This is a genomic window from Ulvibacter sp. 2305UL32-6 (assembly GCF_058148545.1).
In genome coordinates, this window is record NZ_JBYVKA010000001.1 from 266470 (window position 1) to 287657 (window position 21188).

A 21188-nucleotide genomic window follows, 5' to 3' on the forward strand; every position below is an offset into this window, starting at 1 on the left:
TCGCAAGACATCTTAAAAATGATCTTTTGACAAAAATTCTTCTCTTAAGCGATACACACAGTTATATTGACGATAAAATCTTAAAATATGCTTCAGAAGCCGATGAAATATGGCATGCAGGTGATATTGGCGATCTAAAAGTGACCGATGCGCTAAAAAAAATAAAACCCCTTAGGGCGGTTTTCGGAAATATTGATGATGCCGAAGCTCGCAGTGAATTTCCACTGCACAATCGGTTTATGTGTGAACAAGTTGATGTATGGATCACCCACATTGGAGGTTACCCAGGACATTATAGTCCTGCTATACGTGATGCCTTATACGCAAACCCGCCACGACTTTTTATTACTGGGCACTCTCATATTTTAAAGGTGATGAATGATAAGAAATTGGGGCTTCTACATATGAATCCGGGTGCCGCAGGTACTCATGGTTTTCACAAAGTACGAACCATGCTTCGCTTTCAAATTGACAAAGAAACCATTAGTAACCTTGAGGTAATTGAATTTAAGCGTTAAGATTTCCGAAGAAAAATAAAAAACCCCCAAAGATGGCATTCTTTGAGGGTTTGCACTAAAATATACTAAGGAGATGTTTTAACGCAACCGGTCTACAGATTTTACGAGATCCTCATCCTTTTTGATGGCTTTATTGGCCATCGCTAAAAAAACGATAGAAATGATAGGAAGTAACACCCCAATACCCTTCTCAGAAACCAATGTTTCTCCGGATAAAGTTAGAGACCTGTACACGAAAACGCCCAGTAATACAAAATTTAATATGATACTTAAACGGTTGAGCACAAATTGTAACTGCCGCTTTTTAAAACTCAAGATCGAAATTATTGACAACGCAATGGAGGCAAACAAAAGACCAAAAACTAATGGCTCACCTCTTTCAATAACTGGAATACCAGCTGCATCCAATATCACAGGAAACCATAAATATAGCGATCCTAATGCAAAGATCGAAATAATTATATAAATGGTTTGAATGCGTTGTAACATAATTGTTCTAAATAATTCTTAGCAAAAATAAGGTTTCTTTTTAAAACGATACAACCCATTTTTTAAATAATTGTTGTATACTTGCAATACTAATCCGTAACCAATTCAATCTCGGTTACTTAGTCTTCAACTATTTTTTTTTCAAAACCACCCCTTTCGGGAATACACTACATAACAATATATTATACCCATTTAAATGTTAGAAATATCAGAATTAAAAGCTAAAAAGCTTCCTGAGCTTCAAGAACTTGCAAAAGCATTAAAAGTTCCTAAATACCGAAGCTTAAAAAAACTAGACTTGGTCTATCAAATTTTAGATTATCAAGCTGCCAATCCTACAGCGGTAAAAGCAGTTGTTGGTTCAGACGAACCAACTTCCAAAAACTCAGAAACGCCTGCCGCGGCCAAAACACCTACTACCACTGAAGCTCCTTCAGAAAACAATAGGCCACAACGCAAACCGCGTCCACCACGAGCGCCTCGCGCCGAACAGAAAAACGATCAGCGCAAGGACCAAAAAAGTGACAATCGTAGCGATCAACGAAATGATAATCGCAAAACGAAAGAAGATAACCAGACTTCAAAAGACGATAACCGAAACACAAAAGACGATAACCGGAACACAAAAGACGGTAATCGGAATCAAAAAGATAACAATCGGAATCAAAAAGACGGAAATCGGAATACGAAAGACGATACTCGAAATTCGAAAGATTCCAAAATCGATCCAAATGACAACAGACAGCATGGATCTAAAGACAATCGCAAAGACAACAATCGTTCATCTAAAGGCGGTAATAATGGTAACAAAGACAATAGAAACCGTTATAAAGAACCTGATTTTGAATTTGACGGAATTATTGAAAGCGAAGGCGTACTGGATATTATGCAGGACGGTTATGGTTTCTTAAGGTCAAGTGATTATAATTATTTATCGTCTCCAGATGATATTTATGTTTCACAATCGCAGATCAGACTTTTTGGTCTAAAAAGTGGTGACACTGTACTTGGTGAAGTGCGCCCTCCTAAAGAAGGCGAGAAGTACTTCCCATTAATTAAGGTCAACAAAATTAATGGCTTGAGTCCTAATGTGGTTCGTGATCGTGTTTCTTTTGAACACCTGACACCTTTATTTCCGGAAGAAAAATTTAATCTTGCCGATAAGCAAAGTACAATCTCAACGCGTATTATAGACTTGTTTGCTCCTATTGGAAAAGGACAGCGTGGTATGATCGTGTCACAGCCAAAAACAGGTAAAACAATGCTTTTAAAGGATATCGCCAATGCAATTGCTGCGAATCATCCTGAAGTATATCAGATCATCTTACTAATTGATGAACGACCTGAAGAAGTTACAGACATGCAACGTAATGTTAGCGGCGAAGTTGTTGCCTCTACTTTTGACAAAGAAGCAACAGAGCACGTTCGTGTTGCAAATCTAGTTTTAGACAAAGCAAAGCGTCTTGTAGAATGTGGTCACGATGTGGTAATTCTTTTAGACTCTATTACACGTTTAGCCAGAGCTTATAACACTGTACAACCTGCAAGTGGAAAAATATTAAGTGGTGGTGTTGATGCCAACGCACTTCATAAGCCTAAACGCTTCTTTGGTGCTGCACGTAACATAGAAAATGGAGGCTCGCTCAGTATTATTGCAACTGCACTGACTGAGACTGGTTCTAAAATGGATGAAGTTATCTTTGAAGAATTTAAGGGTACAGGAAATATGGAGCTACAGTTAGACAGAAAGATCTCTAACCGACGAATATTCCCAGCGATCGATCTTACCTCTTCAAGTACACGTAGAGATGATTTATTACTCGATGAGAACACTATTCAACGTATGTGGGTGATGCGCAAATATCTTGCAGACATGAACCCAGTTGAAGCGATGGAATTTATAAATGATCGTTTTAGACAAACTAGAAATAACGAAGAGTTCCTAATTTCAATGAACGGCTAGTTATCATCTAGATATTTACATTAAAAAAGGCGCTTCCAATGGAAGCGCCTTTTTTAATACCTATTAGTTAAGAATGCTAAAACCGTTCTTCAGAAGAAAAGAAGCGTTTAAATATCCCTTGATCAAGGTTCCTCTTTTAAATATCTCTCAATTATTAAGAAGACAAATTAGATCACGATCTAATAGCAGTCTTGAAATAGCCTTAGTCATCTCTAGCCGAACTGTGGTTCGTACCTAATAAGGGGAAACCATAAACTCTTTCCTTGGCTTTTAAGATCACTAAACCAACCATTCTGTTCTAGGATAAAACCACACAATAAAAAAAGCCTCAACAAATGTTGAGGCCTTTCTTAATATTGTAAAGAAGTTCTAATTACTCCTTAACGATTTTTTGAGTCAATGTACCTGCAGTTGTTTTAACATTCAACAAGTATACACCTCTTGCAAGGTTAGCTGTATTCATTTGACCATTTACTAACTGGATACCAGTGTCTTTTCCTAAGATATCAAAAAGCTGAGCGCTATTTACTTCAACAGAAGTAGGAATAGAAACGTTAAGGATATCTTGAGCAGGGTTAGGATAAACAGACGCCAATTCAGCGATGTTATCGTTAACACCTAAAACAGCCTCACCAATTGCACTCACAACGTGCCATCTGTCAGCAAATCCTAAGTTAGCGTAAGTGTCATAATTAGCAAGACCACAAGGATCAGACTTAATCCATGAATCGTCGTTAGCCATTACATCAGTTCCACCTAAACGGAAACTAGTTTGACCATCATCAACGAAAGCTAATTCTACAACCATAACTTCACCAGCTGGTACAACAGGAGCCGTAGCGAATACTACAGACTTAACAGTTAAGTCATCAGCAGAAGAAACAACCACTGGCTGACTTCCTAATAAAGTTAATGTTCCAGCAGGAGTTCCACTGTCTGTAGTGTAAACGTTTACAGTAACTGTGTAAGCGTCACCAGGAGCACCAATAGTCTCATCAACACCAAAAGTAACTTCATTTACCTGAAATGCATCAGTGATAGCGAAATCACCAGCTAAGTCATAAGCACCACCGTCAAAACCTTCGGTAGTAATACCTCCAGACTGACAAGTTAGACCTAATCCATCAACCATAACTTCAGAGTTGTTGTGGGTTACTGTTGTCTGCGAAAAACCAGCAAACGATACTGCAACTGCAGCAAGTAATAAAGTAATTTTTTTCATAATAGTATGTTTAAAAGTTTAATATTGTGTAACAAATATAGGAAAGCAATTTGAAAATTGATACTAATTGCAAAAAATTTCTTAATATTTTTATAATTATTACAGCACAACAAAATATTGACATACAATTCTTACTATCAATACTATGAGCAAATACCTCTGTTTAATAATCGTATTTTTACTTCTATCTTGTGGTAATTCTGAAGAAAAACAAACTTTCGATGGTACAACCATTTTTGAGCAATCGGAAGGCACTCAAACACCCACCTATTCAGAAGTTATTTCATACTACGAACAACTTGCCGCCCAATTCACCTCTATTTCTATGTATACCATGGAAAAAACTGATAGCGGTAAACCACTACACCTTATAACTTTTAACCCGAATAGATCATTTGAGTCCGAATTTTCAGACGAAAGCGAGAAACTTGTTATCCTAATTAATAACGGTATACATCCTGGAGAAAGCGATGGTATAGATGCTTCCATGCTCTTACTGCGTGACTATGCTACTGGAAAACTAGAAGCTCCCAATAATACTATTATTGCAGTCATCCCTGTCTATAATATAGGGGGAGCATTAAACAGGAATAGTCATACACGAACCAATCAAAACGGACCTGAGAGCTACGGATTTAGAGGCAACGCTCGTAATTATGACCTCAATAGAGACTTTATCAAAGCCGACACAAAAAACGCTCGTGCTTTTATCGATATTTTTCGCACGGTAAAGCCAGACCTATTTATTGATAACCATGTAAGTAACGGTGCAGATTACCAATACACACTTACACACCTATTTACCCAACACAACAAGTTAGGAGGTTCTTTAGGAAACTATCTTCACAAAAACCTAATGCCACAATTGGAAGACTCCTTAAAACAAAAGAACTGGGATATCACACCCTATGTCAATGTGTTTAATAGCACCCCCGAAAAAGGTTTCAGTCAGTTTATGGATGGGCCGCGTTATTCAACCGGTTATACAGCCCTCTACAATACATTAGGAATGATGGTTGAAACACATATGCTTAAACCTTATAAACAGCGTGTAGAAGGAACATATGAGCTAATGAAAAGTTTTATTAACATTGCCGATAATGAGGCAGAGGTTATTAGAGAGCTTCGGAAAAATGCAACAACGCAATACAAGGCTGGTAATACATATCCTATAGCCTGGAAAATAGATAGTAGCAAAACCAGTACCTTACAATTTAAAGGATATGAAGGCGAAATGATCCCCAGTGAGGTTACAGGGAGCAACCGACTTAAATACGACGAGTCAAAGCCATTTACAAGAGATATTAACTACTACAATTATTTCACTCCAACCGAAACTGTTACGATTCCCGAAAAGTATATCATTCCTCAAGGGTACTGGAACATTATTGATCTTATAAAGGCTAATAAGATACATTATGAACGCGCAAAGAAGGATACTAACTTTTTAGCTGAAGTCTATCATATCAAAGACTATAAAACTGTAAAAACTCCGTATGAAGGACATTACCTACACTACAATACTGAGATAGAGAAGCAGCGTTTAGAGGTAAATATAAAGGAAGGAGATTATATTTTTGACACCGATCAAGAAGGCGTTCGCTATCTTTTGGAGACACTAGAACCCACAGCACCCGATTCATTTTTTAATTGGAACTTTTTCGATACCATCTTACAACAAAAGGAAGGATTTTCTCCATATGTCTGGGAAGACAAAGCACTTCAATTCTTGCGCGATAATCCGGATATCAACGAGGTATTTCAGAAGAAAAAAGAAGCAGAGCCTGATTTTGCAAAGAACTGGTACACGCAGTTAGACTGGATCCATAAGCAGTCACCACATTATGAAAAAGCACATTTACGATATCCTGTCATTAGGGTGGGTGGTTAAATATTCCTTCGGAAAAAGCAACTTGATATTCTCGTAGGAATCTTGAAGCGCTCGTTGTGATTTCTCAAAGTTTTTCCATTTAACCTTCTTGATACCTTCGTTTTCTTGAGGCTCTAACGGACCGTCATATGTGGTATACATCTCATACCAATAGGTGATCTTAAGTTTAAACTTTTCATTCCTTTTAAATACGTGATAGGTGGTTTTTAGAAATTTCTTAATTTCTAAACCTTTCACGCCTGTTTCCTCCTCCACCTCTCGTAAGGCGGCTTCCGTGTGTGATTCCCCCTTTTCTATCTTTCCCTTCGGAAGGTCCCACTTCGAGTTACGGCGTATAAATAAGATTTCCCTTTTATTGTTAAGAACCATCCCTCCAGCCGCTTCTACAACGGGTAGTTTCTTCCGAAGAAAACGCTCTAATTTCTCTTCATTTTTATGATAGAGATTAATATAGAGCAGCTCACCATTATTGATGCGTTTAATCAATTTTTTAAAGCGCGCTAACTTTAAAGGAATAGCCAGATATTGCTTGCCAATATTTTTCTGAGTAGAAAGAATAATAGGAATATCTTTTACAAAAACTTTATACATTTGCAGTATGATAAGAAACAATGAGACTGCTCAAAAAACAGCCGAATTACTTTTACAAATAAATGCAATAAAATTGCAACCACAAAACCCTTTTACGTGGGCTTCTGGTTGGAAGTCACCTATTTATTGTGATAATCGGGTAACACTCTCATATCCAGCGATCCGTAATTTTATACGGGAGCATATGGCAAATCAAATTGAAGAATTATACGGTAAACCCGATGCAATTGCCGGTGTTGCTACAGGAGCCATTGGTATTGGTATGTTAGTAGCAGATTATCTAAATATTCCTTTTTGCTATGTGCGCCCTGAAGCTAAAAAGCACGGGCGTCAAAATAAAATTGAAGGTCATATTGAGGCTCATCAAAATGTGGTGGTGGTTGAAGACCTCATTAGTACAGGTAAAAGTAGCCTTGTTGCCGTTGATGCCCTAAAGGAAGCAAATATTAACGTTAAAGGCATGATTGCCATATTTACGTATGGCTTTGATATTGCAAAAGAAAACTTTGAGAAAGCAGATGTTAAACTTCATACCTTAAGTGATTACGAGAATTTATTGGTATTGGCTGAACGATCAAATTACATTACTGCAGACCAAGCATCAACCTTGGCCACTTGGCGTGAAAACCCATCGCAATGGGATCCTTCAGCTGCCAAATAATAGGCATCATTATTGTACTACTCTATTCCTAAATTTTAATTAAAAGATGAATTTAAACAGTAAAAAAGTTACCGTTCAGAAATCGGCTACCGACCTTTGTGATTTTCTTAGTGATGTTAAGAATTTCAAGGTGTTAATGCCTGAGAACATAAGCAAATTTGAAGTGATCAACGAAAAAGCCTTTGTTTTTGCTTTAAAAGGGATGCCTGAAATTGCATTGGAACTGAAAGAAGTTGAGAGTCCGAATAAAGTAGTATTAGGCGCCATGAGTGAGAAACTCCCTTTTACCCTCACCGCCAATATCAATGAGACTTCGGAAGCCACAAGTGAAGCTGAACTTCTCTTTTCCGGAGACTTTAATCCGATGATGGCTATGATGATCAAAAGTCCAATTAGCAAGTTTATCGAGACACTTTCCGAAAATATGAAAGGGCTTTAATAAAGCAGACTTATTTCTTTAAGATTGTACTGTTGTTGCAATTCATCTTCGGTTTGAATGATGAGCTGCCCCATATCACTAACGCCAATTATACAGGCATTGAAACGTTCTCCAGCCGAATTTTCAAAAACGGCGATACTATTCTTTTTAAATAGAAGCGTTTCATAGCGTTGTTTTACTTCGGAAATAGAACTAGCTGTGAGTTTATTTAGCTCAAAAACAATTGCGCTTGCAACTTTCTGAAGTACTTCATCCAGATCATAGGAAGTACCTGTACACATTTTAAGAGAACCTGCACGGGGCAAATTATCAAATTCTGTTTGATTAACATTGACACCAATACCAATGATTGACGAAGCAATTTGGGACCCTTCAATTGTATTTTCAATTAAAATTCCACATATCTTTTTGTTATCTGACAATATGTCGTTAGGCCATTTGACAGTAACACTAGGCACACCCAACCTATTTAGGGCATCTTGAACAGCTAATGACACAGCCATTGAAAGTACAAATTGTTGAGAGACGGCAAGAGAATTAAATCGCTTGAAGACACTAAAGGCAAGGCTTTTACCCGTTTGTGATTGCCACAAAGCACCTTGTTGTCCGCGACCTGCTGTTTGCTCCCGCGCACTAATCACCGTTTCGTCTTCAATTGACACTTCTTTCAGAAGCGATTTCAGATATGAATTGGTAGAAGAAGTGGCACTAAGTTTGATTATCTTCATAGAGAAAAAAATTGCTTTACTATTGCGTTTTAAGCTGTTTCAAGAAACAAAAAAGTAATAACTTTGCACAAATAAATTTTTTTAATGCCAAAAAAAGAAAAAGACACAGATCAACTCATCACCAATATTATTATAGGAATTGAAGATGTAAAAGGACAAGACATTGAAATACTTGACCTTAGAGAGCTTGAAAATACAGTTTGCGACTATTTTATTATCTGCAGTGGTACTTCAAATACGCAGGTAAACGCGATCGTAAATTCCATTCAAAAAACCGTTAGCAAAGAATTACACGAGAAAGCTTGGCATATAGAAGGAAGTGATAATGCCGAGTGGATCCTCATGGACTATGTGCATGTGGTGGTTCATGTTTTCCAAAAACACATTCGAGAATTTTACGATATCGAAGGTCTTTGGGGAGATGCCAAACAAGTTAAAATACAAACAACGCACTAAAAAAACGCCACATGGCCGAAGAAAATAAAAAAAATAACAAACCCGAAATCAAAAAACCAAAATTTAGTCCGTACTGGATCTATGCCGCCATATTTTTGGCGTTTATTGGTATTCAATTTTTTGGAGGAAGTAGCTGGTCACAGCCCAAAGACACGTCTAGGGCCGATTTTGAACAATATTTACGTGACGGCGATGTTGCTAAAATAGAAATCATCAATAGAAAGATCGCTAAGGTATATTTGACAGAAGAAGCCAAAACGAAGGAAATTCACGCCAAAACCAAAGGCGGTGGAATTTTGGAAAATGCTGGCGATGCCGATTATCAATTTGAGTTCGGAGATCTTCAAAATTTCGAAAATAGCATCAATACTATAGAAGAAGAAAGTAATGTTGCACCTACGGTAATGTGGGATACAGAAGAGAACAAGATGATGGATGTCTTGCTTACTCTACTCCCTTTTGTAATTATTATTGGTATTTGGATATTCATCATGAGACGTATGTCGTCTGGAGCTGGCGGTGGCGCCGGAGGTCAGATCTTTAATATAGGAAAATCAAAAGCCAAACTTTTCGATGAAAAGACCGATGTCAAAACTTCGTTTAAAGATGTCGCAGGACTTGAAGGAGCCAAAGAAGAAGTTCAAGAAATTGTAGATTTCCTTAAAAACCCTGAAAAATATACTGCTCTTGGTGGTAAAATTCCGAAGGGAGCCTTATTAGTAGGCCCTCCTGGAACTGGTAAGACTTTATTAGCTAGAGCCGTTGCTGGAGAAGCAAAAGTTCCTTTCTTTTCATTGTCAGGTTCAGATTTTGTTGAAATGTTCGTAGGTGTAGGAGCCTCCCGTGTTCGTGATCTTTTTAAACAAGCCAAAGAAAAATCACCTTCTATCATATTTATTGATGAAATTGATGCCATAGGTCGTGCCCGTGGAAAAAATAACTTTTCAGGTTCTAATGATGAGCGTGAAAACACCCTAAACCAACTTCTAACTGAGATGGATGGTTTTGGAACGAATAGTAACGTTATTGTAATAGCTGCAACAAACCGCGCCGACGTGCTCGATAAAGCGCTTATGCGTGCTGGACGTTTTGACAGACAAATTTATGTTGATCTACCAGATGTACGAGAACGTAAAGAAATTTTTGAAGTTCACCTTAGGCCTATTAAAAAAGAAGAAAACCTCGATACAGATTTCCTTTCTAAACAAACTCCTGGATTCTCAGGTGCAGATATTGCAAATGTTTGTAATGAAGCTGCACTTATTGCAGCCCGTAAAGAAAAGAAAGCGGTAGGAAAACAAGATTTCTTAGATGCCGTAGACCGAATTGTTGGTGGTTTAGAAAAGAAAAATAAAATTATCACTCCTGGCGAAAAGAAAGCCATCGCTTTTCACGAAGCTGGTCATGCAACAGTAAGCTGGATGCTCGAACACGCTGCTCCATTGGTAAAAGTTACTATTGTTCCACGAGGTCAATCATTAGGTGCTGCTTGGTATTTACCAGAAGAACGTCTTATTGTGAGACCAGAGCAAATGCTTGACGAAATGTGTGCCACTATGGGTGGACGTGCTGCTGAAAAGGTTATTTTCAATCAAATTTCTACTGGTGCTCTTAGTGATCTTGAAAAGGTTACAAAACAAGCTCGAGCTATGGTGACCATATATGGTCTTAATGAAAAACTTGGAAACATTACCTATTACGATTCATCTGGACAAACCGAATACGGATTCACAAAGCCGTACAGCGAAAGTACAGCCGAAATGATCGATAAGGAAATCTCAAATATTATTGAAGAGCAATATCAACGTGCTATCAAATTATTGGAGAACAATAAAGATAAATTGACACTTCTAGCTAATGAATTATTAGAAAAAGAAGTCATATTTAAAGAGAGCTTAGAACGAATCTTTGGGGAGAGACCGTTTAATAAGCCTGAAGAACCAACAATTGCTGCTACTTAGCAGCAATTGTTTTTGCCGAAAGGCTAAACTTTAGAATTTACCTAACACAACTTCGCTTTAGTTTTTATATATTTGAAGCTATTGCATACATGAAATCCTCAAAATTCACTAAATGAGTCTGTTCAAAAGACTTTTAAACCCCAAAGGTAAATCAAATCAGAAAGCTGGTATTTCTGATCGAGGTAAATATTATCCAGAAGAAAAATTACCCGTTGATGAAAAATTTACCTATCACTTTAATCGCAACGGTGGAAAGTTTCTTTATTGCGAAAATCTGGAAGAAGTTCTAGAGGCATTTGATAACATCCTACTCGAAAACGATTGGTATGAAAAAGAAGTATTCTGTATCAATGAACAACTAAAAGATAGATTTGAAGGCTTTAATTTAAGCTTCGGAAAAAAGGCTAATGCTACTTTTTTCCTATCCACATGTGAATCTTTGGTGGCAACCAATGGATCAATTCTGCTCTCTTCAAATCAGATTAAAGAAAAAAAATTAAACGAACTTCCTACCAACTTTATCATCTTCGCCACTACTAGCCAATTGGTTGACACTATAAGCGAGGGACTTAGAACCATAAAGAACCAGTGCGAAGGGCATATTCCAAGTAATATCACCACCATTCAGGACTTTGAAACCGAAAAAGAAAAGGACTTTATGAGTTATGGAAGTAGCACAAAAAACTTATATTTGCTGCTATTGGAAGACTTATAATCTATGAAGGAATACATCGTGCGAGGCTTATCGGGAGCTATCTATGTGGCTGTCGTAATTGTATCGATGTTCATTTCGCGTGAGTTATTCTTACTCTTATTCTGCTGCTTGGCAATGATCACCCTAAGCGAATTTCTAAAACTTATTCATTTAAAAAGCTATTTAGCCTACGCCCTTATGGCATTGGCCTTCTACTTTTTTAGTTATAATATCTGGGATAGCAATGCCTTGCTATTGCTCATTATCCTCTGCTGCTTTGTGAATTTATTTCTACTGAAAGATGTTCTTTGGACTTCCAAGATCCCGATGTTTGAAAAGAAGAAATATATCGTGGTTATTTTTTACTTAATTAGCGGCTTTGTATTTCTAACGAATATTCCGGTTCAGAATGGAGTATTCATGCCAGAGATCCTTATGAGCGTATTTATAATCATTTGGAGTAATGATACTTTTGCCTATCTCATTGGAAAAAACTTCGGAAAGTACAAACTGCTCGAGCGCATTTCCCCTAAAAAAACGATCGAAGGGTTTTTGGGCGGATTAGCAGGAGCCATCTTAGCTAGTTTTATTATCTTTAAATACACGAATATTTTCGAACTAAAAACTTGGATAGGCCTTGCCATTATAATCGCCGTTTTTGGCACTATTGGCGACTTAATTCAATCAAAATTTAAAAGACAAGCCGGTGTAAAAGACAGCGGTGTAATTATGCCAGGACACGGAGGCTTGTTTGATAGACTAGATAGCATTATCTATGCGAGTCCGTTTGTTTACGCTTTTCTAGAAATTGTACAATATGTTTCATAAAGAAGGATCAAAAATCATTATCATCGCACTTGCGTTGTGTATAGCCCTGAGCTTAGCAGCCCATTACTTTGTTGAAAATTCAGTCTTCAAAGGAGGAATCATTATCGCTCTAGTGTTATTTCTAATACTAATTCTGCAATTTTTTAGGAATCCGAAGCGTCGCTTTGCCCCTAATTCAAATGAGGTATTATCACCCGTAGATGGAAAAGTAGTTGTAATTGAAGAGGTTTTTGAAAAAGAATACTACAATGAAAAACGACTTCAGATCTCTGTATTCATGTCACCTATAAATGTACACGTGACTCGTTATCCAGTTGGTGGCGAGATTGTTTACAGCAAATATCATCCTGGTAAATTTCTAGTTGCTTGGCACCCCAAATCTTCCGAAGAAAACGAGCGTACAACAGTTGTTGTGCGATCAGAGAAGTTTGGCGACGTACTGCATAGACAAATTGCTGGAGCCTTGGCAAAGCGTATCGTAAATTACGCCAAAGAAGGTAACATAGCCCAACAAACAGACGATAGTGGCTTTATTAAGTTTGGTTCTCGGGTAGATGTATTTCTACCAATAGATTCAAAAGTAGCTGTACAATTAAATCAAAAAGTAAAAGGGGGAATTACTGTATTGGCAAACGCATGACAAAAGATGAGTTACATACTACTTTTTTAGCGGCTGTTGAGCATATTAACGCTCACAAAGAACCCTTTCCAGCAGATGTGCTGTTAAAACTGTACGCATATTATAAGCGGGCTACAAACTCAACCGATATGTATGGCCGTAGTAGCAACCCACTAATAGGAGCTTTTAAAACAAACGCCTTGTTTCAAGCGCGTGAGCTCGATCCTGATGAAGCTAAAAAAATGTACATTGAAACGGTTAACCATTATTTCTTATACAGAAAATAAGGTTATTCAGTATTCTTAAAAAGATCTCATAACAGCCTAGGCGTTATTTTAAACTGGCTAAACTCGCCTTTAAGGTCTCAATTTTCGCCAACGCATCTGCTTCTTTACGCTTTTCAATCGCTACAACAGCTTCTGGAGCACCACTTACAAAACGCTCATTTTTGAGTTTTCCTTGAACACTTTTTAAGAATCCTTCGGTATATTTGAGTTCTTCGGAAAGTTTAGCGATCTCTTCATCTACATCAATGGCTCCTTCAATTGGGATAAAGTATTCATTAGATTTTACCCGGAATGTCAAGGCACCTTCTACAGCCTCATCAACATAATTTAACTGAGAAATGTTCCCCAGTTTACAAATAACAGCATCAAAAGAGGTTGATGCCTTATCATTGTTGATCACCGAAAGCTCTATTGCGTCCTTAAAGGAAATGTTTTTCTGTTTTCTGATAGTTCGAACCCCTGAGATCACTTCCGAAGCAAACTCAAAATCTGATATCACTTCAGCATCAAATGAAGCTATTTCTGGCCACGAACTAACAATCAAGGCATTTTCTGGAGTACGTTTAGAAATATGTTGCCAGATCTCTTCAGAAATAAAAGGAACAAAAGGATGTAGTACCTTTAAGTTATTCTCCAAAATTGCAATCACCTTTGCCTTTGTTTTTGCAGCGATAGGCTGTTGATATCCTGGCTTGACCATTTCGAGAAACCAAGAGCAGAAATCGTCCCAAATCAACTTATAGGTTGACATTAAAGCATCACTAATACGATATTTCCCGTAGTGATCTTCAATTTCGATCAATGTCTTTTGAAATTTTGCTTCATACCAAGAAACTGCGATCTTCGATGTCTCTACTTCTTCAAGTGCTTCGGAAACTTCCCATCCATCAATCAAACGGTAAGCATTCCATATTTTATTTACAAAACCACTTCCCTGCTTACAAAGATCTTCATCAAACATAAGGTCGTTTCCAGCGGGAGAACTCAACAGCATTCCCACACGCACGCCATCAGCACCATGTTTTTTCATCAACTCGATGGGATCTGGAGAATTCCCCAGCGATTTACTCATTTTCCGACGTTGCTTGTCGCGAACAATTCCTGTGAGATATACGTTTGTAAAAGGTTTTTCATTTCTAAATTCGTAGCCCGCAATGATCATTCGTGCTACCCAGAAAAACAAGATCTCGGGAGCTGTTACCAGGTCGTTAGTGGGATAGTAGTAATTTATCTCCTTGTTGTCTGGTTCAAGAATTCCATTAAATACGCTAATAGGCCATAACCATGATGAAAACCACGTATCAAGTGCATCGGGATCTTGTGTCAGGTCTGTACTTGTGAGCGTTGTATTTCCAGATTTTTTCTGAGCTAACACCAAAGCTTCTTCTTTGGTTTCGGCAACAACAAAGTCATCGGCACCATCTCCGAAAAAATAGGCTGGTATTTGTTGTCCCCACCACAACTGACGTGAGATATTCCAATCACGAACATTTTCCATCCAATAACGGTAAGTACTTACAAATTTTTCTGGAACAAGATGAACTTCATTTTCCAAAACAGCGTCAAGTGCAGGTTGCGCAAGGTCTTTCATCTTCAAAAACCATTGATCGCTTAATTTCGGCTCTATAATCGCACCGGTACGCTCACTGGTCCCTACCTTATTGGTGTGTGTTTCAACCTTAGCCAACACACCTAAAGAGTCAAGTTCTTGAACGATCTCTTTTCGAACTACAAACCGATCTTTACCTTTATAATGCATTCCGAAGCTATTCAAAGTGGCGTCATCATTTAAGATATCAATAACCTCCAAACCGTGTTTATCACCTAAATTCTTATCATTTTCGTCATGAGCTGGTGTTACCTTTAAGCATCCGGTTCCAAATTCAATATCGACATATTCATCCTCAATAATAGGAATGACACGATTACAGATAGGTACAATAGCCTTTTTACCTTTTAAATGCTGAAAGCGTTCATCATTAGGGTTAATACAAATAGCTGTATCTCCTAAAATAGTCTCAGGCCTTGTTGTAGCAATAGTTAAGGTAGAATCACTGTCTTCAATTTTATAATTGAGATAGTATAGATTACCTTGACGTTCAACATGGTTAACTTCCTCATCAGATAGTGTCGTTTGCGCTTCAGGATCCCAGTTTACCATGCGATATCCACGATAAATTACTCCTTTGTTATACAAATCAACAAAAACCTTAATTACAGAAGCCGACATCTCGTCATCCATAGTAAATTTGGTTCGTTCCCAATCGCAGGACGCTCCCAGTTTCTTAAGCTGTTCCAAAATAATACCTCCGTGCTTATGAGTCCACTCCCATGCATGTTCTAAAAACTGCTCACGCGTAAGACTTGACTTTTCTATTCCATCGGCTTTCAACTTAGCCACAACCTTTGCCTCTGTTGCTATAGACGCATGGTCTGTTCCTGGAACCCAGCAGGCATTATAACCAAGGAGACGCGCACGACGTATCAATACATCTTGCAATGTATTATTCAGCATATGTCCCATATGCAACACTCCTGTCACATTTGGCGGAGGAATTACTATAGTATATGGCTCTCTCTCATCTACTTCACTATGGAAATAGTTATGTTCCATCCAGTAACTATACCATTTATTTTCAACCTCTTGCGTACTATATTTTGCCTCTAAAGCCATTTTTGGTCTGATTTTTGAACTAAGTAGGCAAAAGTAGGTATATCTTAAAGATTATAAAAGTGAATAACTTATTTTGCACGACGTGTGGAGATTACTTATTTTAGCTTATCCTAAATTATAGAAATTATGAAAAAATTAGTTCTAGTTATGTTAGTTGCTTTAGTTGGCTATGCCGCTAAAGCTCAGGCAAAAATTGAATTTAAATCAGATACTGTAGACTACGGTGAAATCGCTAAAGGCAGCGATGGTGTTCGTGTTTTTGAATTTACAAACACTGGAAATGCACCACTTATCATTAATGACGTAAAGTCAAGTTGCGGCTGTACAGTTCCAAAAAAACCAGATGGACCAATTGCTCCAGGAGCTTCTAGTACTATCCAGGTTAAATATGACACAAATCGCGTTGGACCAATTAGAAAAACGGTAACCGTTTATTCTAACGCTGATGAAGCTATTAAAGCTCTTAAGATCAAAGGAGAAGTAATGGCTGGCGATAAAAGTTTACTTGAGAAAACAAAGTAAATAGAAAAGAGTAAAATGTTAAAAGGCCGGTTTCCAAAGAAGCCGGCTTTTTTTATATCACCTTTTTAAGTTTAAACTTTACGCTAGACTCTACTCCATTTCGTTCTATTTTTAAGGTAATGTTTTTGCCTGCTACGCTTGAAAACATAGAGATCAATTCGTGTAAACGATAGCGCTGTGCTGGCTTTCCATTAACCGTTAATACAATATCACCTATTAAGAGTCCGGCGAGATCTGCAGGAGAACCTTTTCTAACCTCGGCTATAACATATCGAGGTGCCAAAAGCTTGGTGACAATAGTGCCTAAATTAATCGTTACCATACCGTTTGTATCGTGCTCCCGCTTATTAGAAATAACGGCGTTATTTGGATTTTCAAAGTTTTTTATTAAAACCATACCATCATGCTCAATGACCAACCCACTCATATTATAATGAAAAGGGGTCTTATAATTAGCGTTCTTCTTTAAAATCATTTGTTTACCCGCGTAATCCATGGTTACAGTAAATCGTTTTAAAAGGTCACCACCTATGCTTCCATCACGCTCTTTAAATTGCCTTATATTTTCAAGAAATCGAGCATCAGGATAAGCAACCTTCACATTCTTTAATTCAAATTTACCCAATTGAAATGCAGGCAATTTTGATCTTTTTCCGTAGACATTGCCACTAAGACCTAGACCTAAAAAGTCATCAAAATAGTTTTTCTGTATTGTATCAATATGTTTAGCCTCGTCAAACAACCACAGCGCATCACTAGATCCAGAATCTACTAGCAGAACATGTTCAGTGTTTTCTTCCGAAAGTGTGTCGCGTAGCGTAATATAAGGCTTCCTTTGATTAAAAATTAGAGGAAACGTTTGGCACTTTCTGCATTTTTTTGGAACATAAGCAGCTGGCTCATACACCGAAATACTTTTGTTCACATAGTTGGTCTTGACAATAAACTTTTTAAAAAAATCGTATCCAATGATCCCGTTAATGGAAGTTCCCATACGAGATGAAAAATCTAGATCGTCATCAAAGATAACATAGAGGGTACTTTGCTTATTCTTTGTTTGGCCAATCTCCATTAAATTCCCCTCACTCCTTAAAGCATCAACGCTTCCTCCTTCGCCTAAGCCCTTCAACTTAACAGGTTTTACATTTCTTATTTCTACCGAATCTACCTCTTTAAAGGCAAATAAAATGGTTGAATTAACACCACTATCTAAAATAAAATTAAGTGGAGTTCCATTGACTTTTACTGGTATGACCACCAGATTATTGACCAACTCAAATTTTATTTTAGTTCGATCAACTTCATTCGGCAGTTTAAAACCAGCCTGACCCAACATTGTTGAAATACCCAAAAGCAGGATTAATAAACGGCATAAAAATGTAACACTCTTCTTCATATAGACTAATAGTATCAAGATATTAAAAAAAGTTGAATCGGCTGTCTGAGAGGGTATGCTATTATAAATTATTTTCGCAACTTTGTAATTAAATGTAGACAATATGCCAGCTGTTTCAATTAAAGGAAAAAACATGCCGGAATCACCTATTAGAAAGCTGGTTCCATTTGCTGAAAAGGCCTATAAAGCCAACAAAACTGTATTTCACCTCAACATTGGTCAACCCGATATCAAATCGCCTCAAATAGCCATGGATGCAGTGATGAACCATAGTTTAGATATCTTAGCCTATACGCGCTCGGAAGGATCTGAAGGTTACAGAAATAAGATCGCAGATTATTACAATCGAAACAACATTCCAGTTACAGCAGATGACATTATTGTGACTACAGGTGGAAGTGAAGCCTTACTTTTTGCCATGGGAAGTATCGCAGATGCAGGTGATGAAATCATTATACCAGAGCCATTTTATGCTAATTACAACGGTTTTGCTACAGCCTCAGGCGTAAAGATCGTTCCTGTGATCTCAAAAATCGAAGATAACTTTGCTTTACCTCCTATTTCAGAATTTGAAAAACTTATTACACCTAAAACAAAAGCAATTCTTATCTGTAATCCTGGAAATCCAACAGGGTATCTCTATTCTAAAGAAGAAATTCAAAAACTAGCGGCTATAGTAATAGAACACGATCTTTTTTTGGTTGCCGACGAAGTGTATAGAGAATTTGTTTACGATGGCGAAAAACATTATTCAATACTTGAAGAAGCAGGTTTAGCCGAAAATGGTATAATTATCGATTCCGTTTCAAAACGCTACAGTATGTGCGGCGCTCGAATTGGCTGTCTTGTTTCAAAAAATAAGGAAGTCATACGTACTGCCTTAAAATTTGCACAGGCACGTCTTAGTCCGCCAACATTTGCCCAGATCGCAAGTGAAGCGGCTTTACAAACACCACAAAGCTATTTTGACGAGGTGATCTCAGAATATAAAGAACGTCGGGATATATTAATAAAAGGCCTTGAAGGTATTCCTGGAGTTAAGGTAGGACACCCAAAAGGTGCATTTTACTGTATCGCGCAACTCCCAATTAAAGATAGCGACCACTTCGCGCAATGGCTTTTAGAAGATTTTGATGTTGATGGGCAAACCATCATGGTAGCGCCAGCAGCCGGATTTTATTCTTCGGAAGGGGCAGGTCGCAACCAAATCAGGATCGCTTATGTTTTAAACAAAGAGAGTTTAATAAAAGCTGTTTCTATTCTAAAGAAAGCCTTAGAAGTATACCGCGATTGATGCTAAAAATTGAAAAGAACAAATCACTAAAAGCTTTCAATACTTTCGGGATTGATGCAAAAGCTCGATCTTTTGTCGCTGCGGAAAACACCGCGGAAATACTACAAATTCTCAAGGAATATCCCAATGAGCAGCTATTCATATTAGGAGGCGGAAGCAATATGCTTCTAATTAATGATATTAATGCGCTTGTTGTTCATATTAATAGTAAGGGAATCGAGATTGTTTCAGAGAATGAAGAAACTGTTCACCTCAAGGTTATGTCAGGAGAAAACTGGCACGGTCTAGTGCAGTACTGCATTCAACATAACTATGGGGGCGTAGAGAACTTATCACTTATTCCAGGAAACGTAGGTACCGCTCCCATTCAAAATATTGGCGCTTATGGAGTTGAACTCAAGGATGTATTTATTTCTTGTGAAGCCGCCGAAATCGCTACAAACAAAATCAAAACTTTTAGCAATCAAGAGTGTCAATTTGGGTATCGCAATAGTATTTTTAAGAATCAGGAAAAAGGTAAATACATCATTACAAGCGTAACCTTTGAACTAACCAAAAAGAACCATAAAATACAAACAAATTATGGTGCAATTGAAGCAGCTTTAGCGAGCAAAAATATCAATGACCCTTCTATTGCTGATGTTTCTGAAGCCGTAATAGCTATCCGACAATCGAAACTTCCAGACCCAAAAGAATTGGGAAATAGCGGAAGCTTTTTTAAGAATCCTGTGGTGGACGCGTCTAGCTTTCAAAATTTTCGGTTGCGGTTTCCGAAGGCTCCCTTTTACGAAGTTTCTCCAACCCAATTTAAAATTCCAGCTGGTTGGCTCATTGAGCAAACGGGCCTAAAAGGCAAACGCTTCGGAGATGCAGGCGTCCATGCAAAACAAGCACTTGTATTGGTGAATTATGGTAATGCCAGCGGACAAGACATTTGGGATCTCGCACAGTTAATTCAGAAAAAAGTAAAAGATCAATTCGATATTTATATCGAACCCGAAGTAAATATTATTTAGGCGTATTTTCAACCTTTTTAACGGCAAGCACCTTATCTAACACATGAATCACACCGTTTGAACCCGTAATGTCACTCTTCCCAACAACAGCTCGCACCCCTTGAGAATCTTTAATTACGATATCCATTCCACTTTTTAAGGCTGTTAATGTTTCGCCAGAAAGCGTCTTCATAGCAAAGCTACCATTACCCTCACGAATATTTTTGACCAAGGCAACAGAATCCATTCTTCCACTTACAATATGTGATTGAAGCAGGGCTACCAATTCTGATCTACGATCGGCCGTTGTAAGTATACTCGACTCTTCATTCTTTAGTAAATCAAAAGCACTTGATATAGGAGCAAAAACTGTATACGGACCCTCACCTTTAAGTAAGGTATCTGTCAATTCTGCTGTAACCAAAGCACTTGTAAACACAGAAACATCTGGGGTTTGCATTAGTTTCGACATAACACTATTGAGTTGAACTTTCGCCTCAGCTTTCTTAACTTCAAATTCGGCTTCCGCCCTTTTCTTGTTTTCTTCCATGATAATTGCTTCTTGAGCTTCAGCAACTTTTTTAGGATCTTCTTTGCAAGAATACAAGGCAATTGACAAGAACAAAAGAATAGATATACGACGCATCATGGGTATAAGTTTAGTTAAAAATAGAAAGGCTAAAAATAGTCAAAATGCATGCAAATCAACAAGAAAGATTGTACTTTTGTAGCCTAATAATTGTACACATGGGCCTTTTACTTATAACTCTACTCTTATTATTACTTGCCGTTGGAGGCATTGCCATAAAGCTTTGGGCAAAAAAGGATGGAAAATTCGCCGGAACCTGTGCGAGTCAGAGTCCGTTTTTAAATAAAGATGGTGACAATTGTAGTTTCTGCGGAAAAACCCCGGAGCAATTCGGAAATTGTTCCGAAGAAACACATACCAAATAAATTAAC

22 protein-coding genes are annotated in these 21188 nt (G+C 37.7%); 15 read left to right on the top strand and 7 right to left on the bottom strand.

The window, feature by feature from the left end; translation table 11 throughout:
• The first annotated feature begins 26 nt into the window (after window positions 1–26).
• Window positions 27–518: a metallophosphoesterase family protein gene (locus tag ACY2RU_RS01310; protein WP_490136595.1), complete on the top strand. Its 492-nt coding sequence runs from the start codon at window positions 27–29 to the stop codon at window positions 516–518.
• A 78-nt stretch (window positions 519–596) separates the two neighbouring features.
• On the opposite strand, the gene ACY2RU_RS01315 is transcribed toward ACY2RU_RS01310, so the two are convergent.
• Window positions 597–1007 carry a DUF4293 family protein gene (locus ACY2RU_RS01315; protein ID WP_490136596.1) on the bottom strand — a complete coding sequence of 137 codons (411 nt, stop codon included), beginning with the start codon at window positions 1005–1007 and terminating at the stop codon, window positions 597–599.
• Between the two features lie 196 nt (window positions 1008–1203).
• Between ACY2RU_RS01315 and rho the strand changes: the two genes are divergently transcribed.
• Window positions 1204–2970 carry a transcription termination factor Rho gene (rho, locus tag ACY2RU_RS01320; protein WP_490136597.1) on the top strand — a complete coding sequence of 589 codons (1767 nt, stop codon included), beginning with the start codon at window positions 1204–1206 and terminating at the stop codon, window positions 2968–2970.
• Between the two features lie 373 nt (window positions 2971–3343).
• On the opposite strand, the gene ACY2RU_RS01325 is transcribed toward rho, so the two are convergent.
• Window positions 3344–4102 (bottom strand): T9SS type A sorting domain-containing protein, encoded by a 759-nt coding sequence (locus tag ACY2RU_RS01325; protein ID WP_490136598.1) that lies wholly within the window; start codon window positions 4100–4102, stop codon window positions 3344–3346.
• A gap of 235 nt (window positions 4103–4337) precedes the next feature.
• Between ACY2RU_RS01325 and ACY2RU_RS01330 the strand changes: the two genes are divergently transcribed.
• Window positions 4338–6083 (top strand): M14 family metallopeptidase, encoded by a 1746-nt coding sequence (locus ACY2RU_RS01330; protein ID WP_490136599.1) that lies wholly within the window; start codon window positions 4338–4340, stop codon window positions 6081–6083.
• On the opposite strand, the gene ACY2RU_RS01335 is transcribed toward ACY2RU_RS01330, so the two are convergent.
• The gene (locus ACY2RU_RS01335) at window positions 6051–6674 is read right to left on the bottom strand and encodes an NUDIX hydrolase (RefSeq protein WP_490136600.1); all 624 of its coding nucleotides are present in this window, start codon (window positions 6672–6674) and stop codon (window positions 6051–6053) included. The two genes, ACY2RU_RS01330 and ACY2RU_RS01335, sit on opposite strands and share 33 nt — an antisense overlap.
• 7 nt (window positions 6675–6681) lie before the next feature.
• Between ACY2RU_RS01335 and pyrE the strand changes: the two genes are divergently transcribed.
• Complete coding sequence (gene pyrE, locus ACY2RU_RS01340) at window positions 6682–7335, top strand: orotate phosphoribosyltransferase (RefSeq protein WP_490136601.1); 654 nt, start codon at window positions 6682–6684, stop codon at window positions 7333–7335.
• A 46-nt stretch (window positions 7336–7381) separates the two neighbouring features.
• The gene (locus ACY2RU_RS01345; protein WP_490136602.1) at window positions 7382–7774 is read left to right on the top strand and encodes an SRPBCC family protein; all 393 of its coding nucleotides are present in this window, start codon (window positions 7382–7384) and stop codon (window positions 7772–7774) included.
• Here ACY2RU_RS01345 and ACY2RU_RS01350 read toward each other — a convergent pair.
• Complete coding sequence (locus ACY2RU_RS01350) at window positions 7771–8502, bottom strand: biotin--[acetyl-CoA-carboxylase] ligase (protein ID WP_490136603.1); 732 nt, start codon at window positions 8500–8502, stop codon at window positions 7771–7773. The two genes, ACY2RU_RS01345 and ACY2RU_RS01350, sit on opposite strands and share 4 nt — an antisense overlap.
• Before the next feature lie 84 nt (window positions 8503–8586).
• Between ACY2RU_RS01350 and rsfS the strand changes: the two genes are divergently transcribed.
• The 6 genes from rsfS to ACY2RU_RS01380 all read left to right on the top strand — a co-directional run bounded on the left by rsfS (window position 8587) and on the right by ACY2RU_RS01380 (window position 13347).
• Window positions 8587–8958 (top strand): ribosome silencing factor, encoded by a 372-nt coding sequence (gene rsfS, locus ACY2RU_RS01355; RefSeq protein WP_490136604.1) that lies wholly within the window; start codon window positions 8587–8589, stop codon window positions 8956–8958.
• A gap of 11 nt (window positions 8959–8969) precedes the next feature.
• The gene (ftsH, locus tag ACY2RU_RS01360; protein ID WP_490136605.1) at window positions 8970–10919 is read left to right on the top strand and encodes an ATP-dependent zinc metalloprotease FtsH; all 1950 of its coding nucleotides are present in this window, start codon (window positions 8970–8972) and stop codon (window positions 10917–10919) included.
• Between the two features lie 112 nt (window positions 10920–11031).
• Entirely contained in the window at window positions 11032–11634 is a 603-nt protein-coding gene (locus ACY2RU_RS01365; RefSeq protein WP_490136606.1) for an LUD domain-containing protein, read from the top strand.
• Between the two features lie 3 nt (window positions 11635–11637).
• The gene (locus ACY2RU_RS01370; RefSeq protein WP_490136607.1) at window positions 11638–12441 is read left to right on the top strand and encodes a phosphatidate cytidylyltransferase; all 804 of its coding nucleotides are present in this window, start codon (window positions 11638–11640) and stop codon (window positions 12439–12441) included.
• On the top strand, window positions 12431–13081 hold the full coding sequence (locus ACY2RU_RS01375) for a phosphatidylserine decarboxylase family protein (protein WP_490136608.1): 651 nt from the start codon (window positions 12431–12433) through the stop codon (window positions 13079–13081). Before ACY2RU_RS01370 ends, ACY2RU_RS01375 begins: the two co-directional genes overlap by 11 nt.
• Complete coding sequence (locus tag ACY2RU_RS01380; RefSeq protein WP_490136609.1) at window positions 13078–13347, top strand: acyl-CoA-binding protein; 270 nt, start codon at window positions 13078–13080, stop codon at window positions 13345–13347. The genes ACY2RU_RS01375 and ACY2RU_RS01380 overlap by 4 nt, the downstream gene beginning before the upstream one ends.
• Before the next feature lie 43 nt (window positions 13348–13390).
• Here ACY2RU_RS01380 and ACY2RU_RS01385 read toward each other — a convergent pair whose 3' ends face one another.
• Window positions 13391–16021: a valine--tRNA ligase gene (locus ACY2RU_RS01385; protein ID WP_490136610.1), complete on the bottom strand. Its 2631-nt coding sequence runs from the start codon at window positions 16019–16021 to the stop codon at window positions 13391–13393.
• A gap of 126 nt (window positions 16022–16147) precedes the next feature.
• Between ACY2RU_RS01385 and ACY2RU_RS01390 the strand changes: the two genes are divergently transcribed.
• Window positions 16148–16543 (top strand): DUF1573 domain-containing protein, encoded by a 396-nt coding sequence (locus ACY2RU_RS01390; protein WP_490136611.1) that lies wholly within the window; start codon window positions 16148–16150, stop codon window positions 16541–16543.
• Window positions 16544–16595: 52 nt separating this feature from the next.
• Here the strand turns inward: ACY2RU_RS01390 and ACY2RU_RS01395 are convergent, their stop codons facing one another.
• Window positions 16596–17939, bottom strand: coding sequence for an aspartyl protease family protein (locus ACY2RU_RS01395; protein ID WP_490136612.1), 1344 nt, complete (start codon window positions 17937–17939; stop codon window positions 16596–16598).
• Window positions 17940–18042: 103 nt separating this feature from the next.
• Between ACY2RU_RS01395 and ACY2RU_RS01400 the strand changes: the two genes are divergently transcribed.
• On the top strand, window positions 18043–19233 hold the full coding sequence (locus ACY2RU_RS01400; protein ID WP_490136613.1) for a pyridoxal phosphate-dependent aminotransferase: 1191 nt from the start codon (window positions 18043–18045) through the stop codon (window positions 19231–19233).
• Complete coding sequence (gene murB, locus ACY2RU_RS01405; RefSeq protein WP_490136614.1) at window positions 19233–20249, top strand: UDP-N-acetylmuramate dehydrogenase; 1017 nt, start codon at window positions 19233–19235, stop codon at window positions 20247–20249. The genes ACY2RU_RS01400 and murB overlap by 1 nt, the downstream gene beginning before the upstream one ends.
• Here the strand turns inward: murB and ACY2RU_RS01410 are convergent.
• Entirely contained in the window at window positions 20242–20877 is a 636-nt protein-coding gene (locus ACY2RU_RS01410) for a fasciclin domain-containing protein (protein ID WP_490136615.1), read from the bottom strand. The genes murB and ACY2RU_RS01410 overlap by 8 nt on opposite strands.
• A gap of 98 nt (window positions 20878–20975) precedes the next feature.
• Here ACY2RU_RS01410 and ACY2RU_RS01415 point away from each other — a divergent pair, with 98 nt between their 5' ends.
• Window positions 20976–21182, top strand: coding sequence for a membrane or secreted protein (locus ACY2RU_RS01415; RefSeq protein WP_490136616.1), 207 nt, complete (start codon window positions 20976–20978; stop codon window positions 21180–21182).
• Window positions 21183–21188: the final 6 nt, after the last annotated feature.

Bases quoted from the DNA above. Each gene is read 5' to 3' on its own strand.
- ACY2RU_RS01325 (WP_490136598.1), bottom strand. From the start codon at position 4,102: ATGGTTGATGGATTAGGTCTAACTTGTCAGTCTGGAGGTATTACTACC.
- rho (WP_490136597.1), top strand. From the start codon at position 1,204: ATGTTAGAAATATCAGAATTAAAAGCTAAAAAGCTTCCTGAGCTTCAA.
- ACY2RU_RS01400 (WP_490136613.1), top strand. From the start codon at position 18,043: ATGCCAGCTGTTTCAATTAAAGGAAAAAACATGCCGGAATCACCTATT.
- ACY2RU_RS01385 (WP_490136610.1), bottom strand. From the start codon at position 16,021: ATGGCTTTAGAGGCAAAATATAGTACGCAAGAGGTTGAAAATAAATGG.
- ACY2RU_RS01415 (WP_490136616.1), top strand. From the start codon at position 20,976: ATGGGCCTTTTACTTATAACTCTACTCTTATTATTACTTGCCGTTGGA.
- ftsH (WP_490136605.1), top strand. From the start codon at position 8,970: ATGGCCGAAGAAAATAAAAAAAATAACAAACCCGAAATCAAAAAACCA.
- ACY2RU_RS01390 (WP_490136611.1), top strand. From the start codon at position 16,148: ATGAAAAAATTAGTTCTAGTTATGTTAGTTGCTTTAGTTGGCTATGCC.
- ACY2RU_RS01350 (WP_490136603.1), bottom strand. From the start codon at position 8,502: ATGAAGATAATCAAACTTAGTGCCACTTCTTCTACCAATTCATATCTG.
- ACY2RU_RS01410 (WP_490136615.1), bottom strand. From the start codon at position 20,877: ATGATGCGTCGTATATCTATTCTTTTGTTCTTGTCAATTGCCTTGTAT.
- ACY2RU_RS01330 (WP_490136599.1), top strand. From the start codon at position 4,338: ATGAGCAAATACCTCTGTTTAATAATCGTATTTTTACTTCTATCTTGT.
- ACY2RU_RS01380 (WP_490136609.1), top strand. From the start codon at position 13,078: ATGACAAAAGATGAGTTACATACTACTTTTTTAGCGGCTGTTGAGCAT.
- ACY2RU_RS01395 (WP_490136612.1), bottom strand. From the start codon at position 17,939: ATGAAGAAGAGTGTTACATTTTTATGCCGTTTATTAATCCTGCTTTTG.
- ACY2RU_RS01375 (WP_490136608.1), top strand. From the start codon at position 12,431: ATGTTTCATAAAGAAGGATCAAAAATCATTATCATCGCACTTGCGTTG.
- pyrE (WP_490136601.1), top strand. From the start codon at position 6,682: ATGATAAGAAACAATGAGACTGCTCAAAAAACAGCCGAATTACTTTTA.
- ACY2RU_RS01370 (WP_490136607.1), top strand. From the start codon at position 11,638: ATGAAGGAATACATCGTGCGAGGCTTATCGGGAGCTATCTATGTGGCT.
- ACY2RU_RS01315 (WP_490136596.1), bottom strand. From the start codon at position 1,007: ATGTTACAACGCATTCAAACCATTTATATAATTATTTCGATCTTTGCA.
- ACY2RU_RS01335 (WP_490136600.1), bottom strand. From the start codon at position 6,674: ATGTATAAAGTTTTTGTAAAAGATATTCCTATTATTCTTTCTACTCAG.
- murB (WP_490136614.1), top strand. From the start codon at position 19,233: ATGCTAAAAATTGAAAAGAACAAATCACTAAAAGCTTTCAATACTTTC.
- rsfS (WP_490136604.1), top strand. From the start codon at position 8,587: ATGCCAAAAAAAGAAAAAGACACAGATCAACTCATCACCAATATTATT.
- ACY2RU_RS01345 (WP_490136602.1), top strand. From the start codon at position 7,382: ATGAATTTAAACAGTAAAAAAGTTACCGTTCAGAAATCGGCTACCGAC.
- ACY2RU_RS01365 (WP_490136606.1), top strand. From the start codon at position 11,032: ATGAGTCTGTTCAAAAGACTTTTAAACCCCAAAGGTAAATCAAATCAG.